This is a genomic window from Roseimaritima sediminicola, assembly GCF_009618275.1.
GTDB lineage: Bacteria > Planctomycetota > Planctomycetia > Pirellulales > Pirellulaceae > Roseimaritima > Roseimaritima sediminicola.
This window is the reverse complement of the sequence record NZ_WIAD01000010.1, coordinates 72860-85376: the sequence shown is the minus strand read 5'-3', so window position 1 is coordinate 85376 and position 12517 is coordinate 72860. Positions and strand designations below refer to the sequence as shown.

8 protein-coding genes are annotated in these 12517 nt (G+C 63.3%); 3 read left to right on the top strand and 5 right to left on the bottom strand.

The window, feature by feature from the left end; genetic code table 11:
* Positions 1-313: 313 nt before the first annotated feature.
* Positions 314-1372, top strand: a complete 1059-nt coding sequence (locus GE027_RS07765; RefSeq protein WP_153556619.1) for a class I SAM-dependent methyltransferase — start codon at positions 314-316, stop codon at positions 1370-1372.
* 52 nt (positions 1373-1424) lie between these two features.
* Here GE027_RS07765 and GE027_RS07760 read toward each other — a convergent pair whose 3' ends face one another.
* The 5 genes from GE027_RS07760 to GE027_RS07740 all read right to left on the bottom strand — a co-directional run bounded on the left by GE027_RS07760 (position 1425) and on the right by GE027_RS07740 (position 9421).
* Positions 1425-2708: an OmpP1/FadL family transporter gene (locus GE027_RS07760; protein ID WP_162006619.1), complete on the bottom strand. Its 1284-nt coding sequence runs from the start codon at positions 2706-2708 to the stop codon at positions 1425-1427.
* Positions 2709-2826: 118 nt separating this feature from the next.
* Positions 2827-3903: an HD domain-containing phosphohydrolase gene (locus GE027_RS07755; RefSeq protein ID WP_153556617.1), complete on the bottom strand. Its 1077-nt coding sequence runs from the start codon at positions 3901-3903 to the stop codon at positions 2827-2829.
* Positions 3900-4292 (bottom strand): Hpt domain-containing protein, encoded by a 393-nt coding sequence (locus tag GE027_RS07750; RefSeq protein WP_153556616.1) that lies wholly within the window; start codon positions 4290-4292, stop codon positions 3900-3902. Before GE027_RS07750 ends, GE027_RS07755 begins: the two co-directional genes overlap by 4 nt.
* Before the next feature lie 455 nt (positions 4293-4747).
* Positions 4748-7036 carry a ribonuclease R family protein gene (locus tag GE027_RS07745; RefSeq protein ID WP_153556615.1) on the bottom strand — a complete coding sequence of 763 codons (2289 nt, stop codon included), beginning with the start codon at positions 7034-7036 and terminating at the stop codon, positions 4748-4750.
* Between the two features lie 114 nt (positions 7037-7150).
* Positions 7151-9421, bottom strand: a complete 2271-nt coding sequence (locus GE027_RS07740) for a glucuronate isomerase (RefSeq protein ID WP_202617354.1) — start codon at positions 9419-9421, stop codon at positions 7151-7153.
* 274 nt (positions 9422-9695) lie between these two features.
* On the opposite strand from GE027_RS07740, the gene GE027_RS07735 reads away from it, so the two are divergent.
* Positions 9696-11132, top strand: coding sequence for a S1C family serine protease (locus GE027_RS07735; protein WP_202617353.1), 1437 nt, complete (start codon positions 9696-9698; stop codon positions 11130-11132).
* Between the two features lie 194 nt (positions 11133-11326).
* Entirely contained in the window at positions 11327-12496 is a 1170-nt protein-coding gene (locus GE027_RS07730) for a formylglycine-generating enzyme family protein (RefSeq protein WP_237607377.1), read from the top strand.
* Positions 12497-12517 lie beyond the last annotated feature (21 nt).

The window sequence follows — 12517 nt, the reverse complement described above, 5'->3', positions numbered from 1 at the left end:
AGGGGGTGCCAGGAACGGTTCGCCGCGGCAAAAAAAGCGATATTGGGGGAAGTCTGAAGGCGGCCTGTATGGTTTGGGCAGCCCTGCCCAGCGGGGACGGGCGCAGAGCCAGCCTGAGTTAACGCGCCGCGAGCGAGCAAAAACTTTGCCTGATCGATGCTGGTCATACCATCGATCGGCTTTGCCAACCCCTTCCGCCGGGGGTGTCTTGTGGAGTTGATTGACGCCGAGCCGGAAATCGGAATAACTGCCGACGCTTCGCCCCCCTTTTGCGGCGGGCGTTTTCCTTTTCCTTGCCGGGGCACCCTCCATCATGCACAGCGTCTCCTCCCACAAAACCGACTCCATCCGGCTGCGCCGAGCTCGTACGACGAGCGGCAGCAAAGTTCGAAACCGTCTTGTCTCGGCGGCTTCGTCGCCCGCGACGACCAGCACTCGTCCGCTGCGGCTGGACGACCTCTTGGACCAGGTGCACGAGGTGTTGGCGATTGAAAACGCCGATCCCGTGCAGTGGCAGTCCGCGGTCGATACCCTGTTCCGCGGTTTGCGTTCGCTTCGTGCGGAGGCCGATCCGGCGGTGTGGCAGGAGATGATCGCCCAAGGGCGTCAGCACCCGGTACGGGCTCTGGTGCATCAGGATCCGTTCACCTCCCGCGCGTTCCAAAAGCCTCGCGGCTACGCCGGTGACGCCGTGATGATGGATTACATCTATGGTCGTGAAGAGAACTGGCCGCGTCCGGGCGCAACCGCCGTGGGCGACGCGATCTACCAGTACACCACGGCCGCGCCGGCCTCCTCGGGGGTCCGCGAGCGGCGCTGCTACATCGCGGAACTGCTGGACCGCCTGGGCCGCCAAGCACCCGGCCAACACGCCCTGGCCGTCGCCTCGGGGCACCTGCGCGAAGCCGGCGTGTCGACAGCGATTCGCCGCGGCTGCTTTGAGCGGTTTGTCGCCATGGATGCCGACGCGGAGAGCCTGCAGGTGGTCCAAAACGATTACGGCGCGTATGGCGTGGAAACCCAAGAAACCAACGTCCGACGTCTGCTGACCGGGCGAATGGACTTGGGCGAGTTCGATTTGATCTACAGCACGGGGCTGTACGATTACCTGGCCGATAACACGGCCCAGCGACTGACGGCCAGCCTGTTCGATGCGCTCCGTCCCGGCGGCCGGCTGGTGCTGGCCAATTTCCTGCCTCAGATCCGCGATGTCGGTTACATGGAGATGTTCATGGACTGGCATCTGATCTACCGCACCCGTGGCGATATGTTGCGTCTGGCCGACGAACTCGAGCAACCCAGCGTCGGAGAAATCCGCGTGATCGCCGAGCGCAACGAGAACGTGGTCATCATGGAAATGATCAAACGCTGAGCCGCGGCCGGTTCGCGCCGAGCCGAATGAAAAACGCCGCACCGCGCAGACGTTAGAAACGTCGCATCGCTCCACAGAAGATCATGTGGGTGTTGGTGCGAACGTCGGCCGCAGAGAAGTCGCCACCGGGATACAGGCTGGTCCCGGTGTGGACTTTCGGCGCGAAGGCAAACTGGTAGGCCAGGTCCCACTGCCAGTCGGCGTGCTGCCAGCCGTAGCCCACGGCGAAATGGTGTTCGAGCGTGGTTTGCAGAAAGGTCGTGGTGGTGGCCGCGGGCAGCGGGTTGTCCTGGTACCGGTAGCCGCAGCGGACCGTGCGGCCCGCCGCCAACCGTCGCTCGTAGCCCAAACCAACCACGACCGAATCTTCCCAGTGCAGCGGGAACGCTTCGTCAAAGCGTGGGCCGGCGGCCGCCAGGAAGACGGGGTTGTCGGGATTGGTAAACGACAGGCCCACCTCGTCAAAGGCCGACGACCAGAATTCCCACTGCAGGTCCACGCTGATCCGCTGGCAATCGTCCAGTTGATGCGCCAACCCCAGACCGACCGAACTGGCCCAGGTCATCGCCACGTCCACATCGTAGTAACTGACACCCAGCGGGGCGATCGCCAGCGAAGCTCGGCCGTCGGAGCGGAAGCGATTGGCGCTCTGATAGCGCGCCCCCAAGGTTGTGCGGGGAGACAGTTCGTACTGCAGTCCGCACGACCAGCTCAGGGCCGCGCCGGTGGTCTGCAGGTCCAGCACCGTGGGCATGCCTCGCAGCGGGGCACTGTTGACGTGATAGGGACCTTCCAGTTCGACGTGGCTGACCGCCACACCCAGCGTGCCGCCGACGGTCAATCGGTCGGTCAACCGGGCCGACAGACCCGGCAGGATGCGCATCAGAGCGCCGAACGATTTGTAGGTGTGCTGGCCGGGAACGGTGGCGGGGCCTCGCAGGTCGTAATCGGCACCGAAGCCGGCAGGGGTGAAAGCGCCGAAGCCAAAGACCACGTCCTCGTGGACGCGGCGGGCCAGCATGAAGTGTCCCAGTCCCGAAGGGTTGTCGGCGGCAGCGGTCGTCGGATTCTCGGCATCGCGATAGGACAGGTCCGTGAACAGTGCGGCAAATCCGAAGTCCACATAGGAGCTGTGCTGGTCGCAGCGTCCGACCAATCGCTCCATGCCCGCGGCGTTGTCCAGCAGCACGACACCGTTGTCGGACATCGCGATGTTGGTGCCGCCGCGGCCAGCCTGACGGGCGCCCAACGCATTGGAGATGGTGCCGGCTGCATGGACCGGCTGGAGCACCAGGACGGTCAGAACCATCCCGAGAAAACATTGTGAGAAGCGCACTGTATTACCTTCCGTGGCAATCGATTGGATGTGAATCCGCGGGATGTCGTTCACCGGCATCAGGCGAATGGGGCGTCATGCTGTGGGGGGCGAGAAACGGGGGCTCGCCCGCGTCGGTTCAAGCCATCCGGATGGCCGTGCCGGGCAGATGCGAGGGCCCGGCCGTGTAACCCACGACATCGCCCAGTTCGCGATTGATCTCGCGGAATCTGTCTTCCAAAATCAAAAACGCGCGAACGACCGCCGGGTCGAAGTGCGAACCCGAACTTTCCCGAATGATCTGGACGGCTTTCTCGTGGCTGTAAGCGGGTTTGTAAACGCGTTGGCTGGTCAGGGCGTCGTACACGTCGGCGACCGCGACGATGCGTCCCGACAAAGGAATGTCTTCACCGCTGAGGCCCCGCGGGTATCCGGTTCCGTCCCAGCGTTCGTGGTGCGTCATGGCGATCTCATAGGCCATGCGCAAAAACACCGCTTCGGGATACGCTTCGGCCACCGCCCGCAGGGTGTCGCCCCCGATCTGGGCATGCTGGGTCATGATCGCGAATTCCTCGGGCGTCAGCCGTCCCGGTTTCAGCAGGACGCGGTCGGGAATCGCAACCTTGCCGATGTCGTGCAAGGGACTGGTCTCGTAGATCGATTGGATGTAAATCCCGTCGATGACGTCTTGATACTGGGGCCAGGTCGACAGCTCTTCGCACAACAATCGGCAGTACTCGCGGATCCGTTCCAGGTGGCTGCCGGTTTCGTTGTCACGGCTGTCGGCCAGTTTGGCCATGGCAAAGATCATCAGCTCGCGGCTCTGCTGCATCAGTAACCGCTCGCCGGCCCGGATCCGCATCTGCAACTCCGCCGGATGGAACGGTTTGCTGATGTAATCATCCGCGCCCGCGTCCAGGCCCTCGACGATGCTGTCGGTGTCGCTGCGCCCGGTCAGCAGGATGACGTAGGTATAGCCGCAGGCGTTGCGCGCGCGAATTTCTTTGCACAGCTCGATGCCGTTCATGCGCGGCATTTCAACATCCGAAATGACGATCCCGAACTGACCGGTGCGGACGTGCTTGAGAGCTTCGATCCCGTCGCCGGCGACCTCGCTGCAGTAGCCAAACTGGGACATCGCGTAGGCCAGGGTTTCGGCGGCGATCGGGTCGTCGTCGACCACCAAGACGCGGAGCGATTTGGATGTGCTGTTCATGGACGCTGTGCCCCGTTTTCTGGTGCGCTGCACGTGGATTCGCCACCGACTACGTCGCGAACCTCTTGGTGTAACTGCCTGAGTTCCTCGAGCAGTGCGAGCAATTCGGAGACGCTATCGGTGGCGGCTCGTTCTTCCAAATGACTTGCTGCGGCGGCCACGCGGTGGGTGGCCAAGGTCTTGGCTGTCCCTTTGTGGCGATGGGCCAAAGAGGTAACCGTGGATTTGTCGCCGATGCGAATTGCCGATTCCAACTGGTCGCATTCCGCCGGAGCGGTGGCGACGAACTTGTTCAGCATCCGTTCGGCCAGGAGCGCATTACCCATCATCCGTTGATGCAGTTCATCGTGGTCGACGACGGGAAGGTGCGTGGGCAGGGAAAGTGTCATGACACGTTCGTTGGTAGAGCCGAAAGACAAAGGAACAAACCGTTGGACGATGGCGGCCGGGCAGGGCAGAGGTCGAACCGCGACCCGCTGCACCGGCTCCGGTACCAGCACGTCGGATCAGGATGCGATCCGACGCTAAAAGAAAGTACGTTACTGAAATCGGTAAGAAGACTTCGGGAAGCCGAAGATTTTAGAGGGGGGCCGGGCCCTCAGATGAAGGCCCCCGTTCTTTTGGGTGGGTCTTCACCACTATGTGTGTGAGAAGGTGGTGACAGACGATGTCAGCAGCTCGTCTCGGCCACCCCATCAGCCCACATTTGGGCCGAATCAGCCGCCTAATCCTCCCGGTTTTACCGCCGGCAGGGGGGTTGGTCTGTAGGCCCTCCCCGGCAGTTTTTCTTCGCAATAATTTGCCGAGCGGCTCGCGGTGGTGTTGCGAGATTTCGCGGATCAGCCTAGCGGCGGCCGCGTTTGCGTTTGGTGGCTTTGCTTTTCTGTCGCCTAGCGGCCTTGGCTTCGCCTTTGGAACGCGGTTTCGCCGGTTTGCTTTTGCCTTTCTTGCCGCCGTTCTGTTTGCCTTCGGCGTGAGCGGTGTGGTTGCGAATCACGTCGAGGAACAGGATCCGTTCGCGAATATCCACTTTCGCGATTTTGATGGTCAGGCGGTCGCCGAGCCGGAAGCGGTTGAATTCTCGAAAGCCCTCGATCACCTGTCCGCGGCGTTCGTAGCGGTATTTGTCCTTGGGCAGGGCGGTTATCGGAATAAATCCTTCGACCGGCAATTTCAGGCAGCGGGCGTACAGGCCGTCGGGATAAACGCGGCTGATGACCGCCTCCATCTGCTGGCCCAAATGTTTCTTCAGGTAGTGCAGCAGTTTCAGCAGAATTAATTCTCGTTCGGCCCGTTCGGCGTTGCGTTCCTGGTCGCTGCAGTGGTGACCTTCGCGGAGCAGGACCGGGAAGGGGTCGTCCGGGGTGGGCTTTTGGTCGATGACGTTTTGCACCAACCGATGGACCATCAGATCGGGATAGCGCCGGATCGGGCTGGTGAAGTGGCAGTAATGCTGCATGTCCAGGGCGTAGTGCCCATCGCGGTGAGGACCGTAGACGGCTTTGTTCATCGCCCGCAGGACGGCGAAATTCACCGCATAGTCCAGCGGTCCTCCGGCGACGGCATCGAGCACTTTTTGGATCTCGAAGCGGCTTTCCAGAGGCCCGGCGTGAATCCCGATGTCTTTGACGAACTGGGCCAACTGGCGCAGTTTGCGGCGTTCCGGCGGAGGATGGATCCGGTGCAGGAAATTCAGCTCCAGGTCGTCCAGCCAGGTGGCGACCGCTTGATTGCCCGCCAGCATGAACTCTTCGATGATCTGGTGGCTCTCGGTATTGACCACCAGGTTTGCGCCTTTGACCTTGCCGGCTTTGTCCAGTTCCAGCTTGATGTCGGGCATGTCCATGGTCAGCGAACCGCCTTCGATCCGCCGCCGCCGGAGCGTCATGGCCAATTGGTGCATCCGCCGGACCAGGCCGCACACCTCGGGACCCCAGGACTGGGCAAACGCCTCGGGGTCGGCCAGGAAGCGATCGACTTGTTCGTAGTTCAGCCGGCGGTCGCTGCGGATGGCCGCGTTGTAGACCTCGGTACTGGTGACGGTACCGTCGTCGAGGAACTCGATTTCGACCGTTTTGGTCAGCCGTATCCGTTCGGGTTGGAGGCTGGCCAAGTGGTTGCTGATGATTTCCGGGATCATCGGGATGACGCGGTCGGGCAGGTAGACGCTGGTCGCCCGCTGCCGAGCTTCCTGGTCGACCGCCCCGCCGCGGGGCACAAAGGCCGAGACGTCCGCGATGTGAACCCACAGCGTCCAGCGGCCGGCTTCGTGCTGGAGAGAAATCGCGTCGTCGAAATCACGCGCATCGTGCGGGTCGATCGTGATCGTCAGCAGGTCGGTCAAATCGCGACGGTCCCCGGGCACCACCGCATCGTCAAAGCGGTCGGCCTGCTCGCGGGCCTCCTCGATCACTTTTTCTGGGAACGCTTCGGGCAACCCATACTGCCGCATGATCGCGATGGTGTCGATCGCCGGGTTCTTGCTGGTGCCCAACACCTCCATGATCACCGCTTCGCCGCCGAGGCCCTGAGCGTCGGGGTATTCGACCATTTCCACAACGACTTTGTCGTCATCGCTGAGCGGCAACCCGCGAACGTCGCCGACCGAGACGGGGGCGTCGAAGTAGACGCCGTCGAGGTACACCACCGACTGGCCGTCTTCGCGGCGGAAGGTGCCGGTGAACTGCCGCCGAGCCCGCTCGATGATTGCCAGGATCGAGCCTTCGAAGCCGTTGCCTCGGCGGTCGTTGCGACCTCGCACGCGCAGTTCGACCAGGTCGCCATACATGGCGCCCAGCGTTTCACCGGGCGGAATAAAGACGTCGTCCGGTGGTTCGGTTTCGGTGCCGCCGCTGTTGGGACGCACGAATCCGAAGCCTCCGGCGGCGGGCCGAAAACTGCCTCGGATCACGTCCGGGTTGCCGCTGGCCACGGCGGGACTGAGCACCAGGTGGTTGGCGGCGTAGGCGATTTGCCCGCGGGCGGCCAACCATTTTAAGACCCGTTTCAGCTCCCTCGCCTCTTCCTTGTCGAGCTTCAGCGCGGCCGCAATCTGCTTGGCTTTGCTGGGGCGATACTGGGGGGAGTGGACGAGGTGTAAAACGCGATCGGCTATTTCTTGTGAGACTTCCATGGCCTAATCATAGTCGATCGACTCACGCCGCCGGCAAGGGGCTGTCGCCGCTTCCGGCAGCCGGTGCCGGCCGGGGCCCAAAGTCTGGCGACTTCGGCTACCTCCTTGGTTCGGCTACGGTTTCTCCGGCTGGTCGGTCGAGGGCTGGTCGCTGCCTTCGCCGTCATCGCCTTCGCCGGAATCTTCATCGAACAGGGAGGTGCCCGAATCGTTCAGCGGTTCGTACTCCTCCAAATGCGGCAGGGAGGTCTCTGGGGGCGTGGGGTCGAGCGGTTCGAGCAGCAGTTCCTCCTCGTCGTCGGCCCACAGCTGGAAATCGTCCTGGGCGTCGGCGTCCTCCTGCTGTTGGTCGAAGGCCAGCGACGAGTTTTCCGGTGCGGGGGTCTGTTCCCGGTCCTGTTCCGGAGTTCGCTTGGCCGGCGGAGCGGCGTCCTCGACCACCGTGGGCAAGTCGTCCATGTCGGTGGTCTGGTAATCCGGCAGATCGTCCTGATCGTCCGCAGCATTCCACAGCTGGGCGTCGTCCTGCTCGTCCAGCAGCTCCTGCTCGGCGTCGAAGGTGATCCCCGCCGGTGTTTCCAGCTCGGGTGTTTCCAGCTCGGGTGTTTCCAGCTCGGGTGTTTCCAGCTGGGGTGTTTCCAGCTGGGGTGTTTCCGGCTGGGGAGGGGCGAGTGGATCGGGGGCGGAATCGTCCGCGGCCAGCTGGTCCAGCGAGGGAGCGGCCAGGGGATCGTCGCTTGCCGTGTCCGCCCGCTCGGCGGACGGCGCGTCGCTGCCGGTGACCGGCCCGACCACGGGCTGCTCCGAGACGGCTTGATCCTGCCAGTCGAACTCGGCCGGCTCGGTTTCGGCCGCTTGCGTTTCGGCCGGCTCGGTTTCGGCCGGCTCGGTTTCGGCCGCATCGGTTTCGGCCGCCGGGGTTTCGGGGGCTTGCGTTTCGGGGGCTTGCGTTTCGGGGGCTTGTTGCCACAGGACGCCGGCCACCTCCTCGCCCGCCACCGCCGAGCTGCCGGCGGCGAGCGCGGGGCCTTCCGGCGCGCCTCCGGCCGACTCGACCGCCGGGGGTGCCACCGACGAAGGGTCGCCGGACGGTTCGGGCGTGCGGTCCGGGAAGATGGTTTCGACGTTGCCGCGGAGCACGCGGTGGCCCAGCTCGATCGCTTGCTCTTCGCTCCAGCCGCGATCGATCACGAACGATTCGCACAGCACCTTGGCCAGGATGCGGCGATACATGTCGAATTTCGGGGCGACGAATTCCAGCTTGTAGGCATCGCTGTAATAACCGATCTGTTTGGTCTGGGGGACGGCTTCCAGACGCGCCGCGGCGTCCCGTTCGATAAAGCTGGGCGTGTTGCTGTACCACCAGTGGCCGTTGGTGATCACGTTGGGAAAGATCCAGGCGTAACTGACCAGTTCCTGGTTGGTGACGCTGGCCAGCACCGAGATCGGGAACTTGACGTCGGGAAAGGCGTTGAACAGGTGCTTGTACTGAATCAACGAGACGCGGCTGTCGTACAGGTCCTGGCCCTGGTAGACGCCCTCGGGATACACGCCGCGGTTGACGCCGATCATCAGATCGAACGGCAAACCGTGGTGGTCGCACAATTCGGCCAGGGTCCAGAACACACGTCGGGCGAGGGCATCACGGTGCGCGTCCTGGGCGGCCACTCCGTCGCGGAGCACCGCTTCCAGGGCCGTGGCCGCGCGGCCATCGGCGACCGGCCCGGGGGCGAAGCCCGGCGGCAGCGAGATCGCGCAGGCTCGGGCGCCGTGGCGGACAAAATGATCGAAACGCTGTTCCAGGGCGGCTCGCAGGCTGCCCAGGTCGCGGACCTCGACGCCGCTCGACGCCTGCAGCCGCTCGCGGACCTCGGGCTTGGCCAGGTGGAATACCAGGTCATCGGTCCGCAGGCAGGGAATGTACTTGCGCGTATCAAACCCGCTCAGGGCATCGTCAAAATCGTTGGTCAGAAAGACCGCTTCGACGTTGCTTCTCTCGAGCACCATGTCGGGCCACTGGGCCACCTGCATCTGTTGCTCGGCCGCATCGTAGACCGCTTCCCAGTTGTCGCCGTCCAGCCGGCCACCGTCGAAGCCGAAAAAGCGGCGGCAGATATCGATCAACCAACTGTACTGAACCGTGTTCTCCAGCGGTTCCAGGCCGCCGACCAAACGCTGGACCTTCTCGCGCGGTCCCAGCCCGGGTTGTTCGATCAAGTCTCGCGGCATGCCCGCCGAATGAGCTAGTTCGGTGTAGTAGTGGTAGCCCAGGACGTCGGCCAACGTGTCCGACGCCGGGGCATGAGGGTTGATATGCGTGTGGGGATCGATCAAGCGGATATCGGCCAGGGCTTGATAGATGGTTTGGCGAAGTTGGTCGGACATGGAGTCGGAGTGCCTGTGGGGTTCGACTGGGGGCGGTCGCCGGCAGCCAGCCGGCCGGGCGGACGATACCGAGAGTCCGCCATAGCAAAAGATAGTCGGAAATGCCCGCGAAAGCAGCCTCGCAGCTGCCCTAGCCAGCACAGTGGACCACTATTGTGCCGGATTGTAGGGCCAGGGCAGGGGGGATTGCGCAGAAAGCTCCAGCGTTTTTTTTCCAATCCCTGGCCGGTGCCGTACAATAAACCCTCCGTCTACCTTGTGCCGTGGCGAGCCTATGATCCCGCAACCTGATTCTCGACGCGTTCCTGGCGAGCAAGCCAGCAAGGATTTCGAGCAGCGCTGCATCGCGATCGAGGAAGGTGGTCTCGGCGGCGGCCCGCCGAATCCGTCCGGCCCCCGCGACCCTTCCGGGGCTCTCGGTCCTTCCGGGGCTCTCGGTCCTTCCGGGGCTCTCGGTCCTTCCGGGGCCAGCGACGCTTCCGGGGCGGCGGGGCCGGAAACCGACGCGGCCGGATCGCGCCGCGGCGGAGCGCAGCGTTCCAGCGACCGCGTGGCCGGGTCCAACACGGCGCTCAGCCAGAGCGTGTTGTTTTTGTTGACCGTGGCTCTGATGTTTGCCGCGGCCCGCTTTATGGTCCCTGCGATCGTCGAAGAGGTTCGCTACGCGTGGCACCGGGGCGAGTTGCGGGCGGAGTACGAGACCAGCGGCGAAGGGCTGCAGAACGCCTCGCTCGAATCGATCTCGCAGGCCTATCAGATGGTCATGCAGCACGTGGGTCCGAGCGTGGTGCATATCGAAGTCCAACGGGAGCTGAGTCCCCAGCAGGCCGATTTGGCGCACTTTCTTCAGGAACGCGGCGGCTACCTGCCCGAGGAAGCGTCGGATCAGGGCAGCGGTGTGATTGTGGATACCGACGGATTTATCTTGACCAACGAACACGTCATCGCCGGAGGCAACAGCATCCAGGTGGGCCTCAGCGACGGGCGCCAGGTGCCGGCCAGCGTCGTCGGTGTGGATCCCTTGACCGATCTGGCGGTGCTGAAAATCAACGCCGACCGTTTGATCCCCATCACCTTTGGCGAGAGCGACCGGATTCGCGTCGGATCGCCGGTGTGGGCGATCGGCAGCCCCTTTGGGCTGGATCGTACGGTCACCTTTGGCATCCTCAGCGGCAAACACCGGGTCGTCAAAGCCAGCACGCGTTACCAGGATTTCATGCAGAGCGACGTGGCGGTCAATCCGGGCAACAGCGGCGGACCCTTGGTGGACGCTCGCGGCCATCTGATCGGAATCAATACCGCCATCGTCGGCGACACCTATCGCGGCGTCAGTTTCTCGATCCCCAGCAATGTGGCGAAGGGGGTTTACGAACGTTTGCGGGAGAGCGGCCGGGTGCAGCGAGGCTGGTTGGGCGTGGCGCTGTCGGAGGTGCCCGACGCGCTGCACGAGGGCGAAGATGCACGGGTTCGCGGGGCGTACGTCACGGGGCTGGCCGATTCCGATTCTCCGGCGGCGCGTGCCGGCGTGCAGGCCGGCGACATCATCGTGCGAATCGATCAAACGCTGGTGACCGATATGGGCCATCTGATGCGTCAGGTGGGGGATGTCCGCGTCGGGCAAACGGTCCAGCTGGAGATTCGTCGCGAAGGCCAAACGCACACCCTGACGGTGGCGATCGGCCAGCGGCCCGAAGATCTGGCCATGCGGTAAACCATGCCAATACCCGAAAACCCGGCGGTAGATCTTTATTAATATCGATTTTGGGTGATAATGACCCCGCTGGTCGCCGCCCCCGGCGGGCGATATGCCCGGAGCGAGCGGACTTGCTCGCCCAGCGACTCGTTCTGCCCAGAGAATGTCCAGAGAGTATCCAGAGAATTGTTCCATTAAAAATGGTTTGCCAAATGCGATATATGCTTGCCTGTTGTGCCCTGGTCTGCCTGTCCGGCGTGGGGTTTGCCGACGACCCGCCCGGGATCGTTTCTGAAAAGCCCGCCGAGGGACCTTTTGTGGAGGTCGAGGGCGGATTTATGGTGCCTTATACCCAGCGGATTCCTGGCAGCGACGTCAGCTTCGAGATGATCCCGGTCCCGGCTGGGACCTACCTGATGGGAAGTCCGGAATCGGAAGAGGAACACCGAGAAGACGAAGGGCCTCAGATCAAAATCACGGTCGCGCCGATGTGGGTGGCCAAGACCGAAGTGACCTGGGACGAGTACGACCAGTACATGGAACTGTACAACGCCTTCAAAGAATTCGAAGCCGAAGGCATCCGCCCGGTCGATGCCAGCGATCTGACCGATACGGTGACCGCTCCGACCAGCCTGTACAGCCCGGATCACACCTACGAGTACGGCAAGGATCCGCAAAAACCGGCCATCACCATGACCCAGTACGCTGCCAAGCAGTACACCAAGTGGCTCAGCGCGATCACCGGCACGCAGTATCGCTTGCCCACCGAAGCGGAGTGGGAGTACGCCTGCCGGGCCGGCACCACCACGGCCTATTCCTTTGGTGATTCGGCCGACGACCTGGACCAATACGCTTGGTTCTTCGATAACGCCGAGGAAGGACCCGAACTGGTCGGCCAGAAAGAACCCAATGCGTTCGGCTTGTTCGACATGCATGGCAACGTTGCCGAGTGGACCGTCGACGCCTATACCGAAGACGGCTATCAAGCCCTCGATCCGGAGGGCTTGACCGGCATCACCGCAGCCCAGTGGCCTACCGAAACCTATCCCTGCACGGTCCGCGGAGGCAGTTGGGAATCGGATCCGCCGGATCTGCGCAGCGCCGCCCGGATGGGATCCAACGATCCCGACTGGAAAGAGGAAGACCCGAACTATCCTCGCAGCCCCTGGTGGTTCACCTCCGACCCGGCTCGCGGCGTCGGTTTCCGCATCGTGCGCTCCTACGAGCCGCTGGACAAACCGACGATCAGCAAGTTCTGGGAGTCGATCACGCCCAAGGAAATCAGTGCCATCGAATCGCGCGTCCGCGGCGGTCGCGGCGGGTACGGCCGAGTCGACAAAGACCTGCCGGCAGCGATCGAGAAATGGCGCGAAAACCAGTAGGCGATCCCCGTAGCTGATCTC

Excerpts from the sequence above, each read along its gene's own strand:
- GE027_RS07765 (WP_153556619.1), top strand. The coding sequence starts at position 314 with ATGCACAGCGTCTCCTCCCACAAAACCGACTCCATCCGGCTGCGCCGA.
- GE027_RS07755 (WP_153556617.1), bottom strand. The coding sequence starts at position 3,903 with ATGAACAGCACATCCAAATCGCTCCGCGTCTTGGTGGTCGACGACGAC.
- GE027_RS07750 (WP_153556616.1), bottom strand. The coding sequence starts at position 4,292 with ATGACACTTTCCCTGCCCACGCACCTTCCCGTCGTCGACCACGATGAA.
- GE027_RS07745 (WP_153556615.1), bottom strand. The coding sequence starts at position 7,036 with ATGGAAGTCTCACAAGAAATAGCCGATCGCGTTTTACACCTCGTCCAC.
- GE027_RS07740 (WP_202617354.1), bottom strand. The coding sequence starts at position 9,421 with ATGTCCGACCAACTTCGCCAAACCATCTATCAAGCCCTGGCCGATATC.
- GE027_RS07735 (WP_202617353.1), top strand. The coding sequence starts at position 9,696 with ATGATCCCGCAACCTGATTCTCGACGCGTTCCTGGCGAGCAAGCCAGC.
- GE027_RS07730 (WP_237607377.1), top strand. The coding sequence starts at position 11,327 with ATGCGATATATGCTTGCCTGTTGTGCCCTGGTCTGCCTGTCCGGCGTG.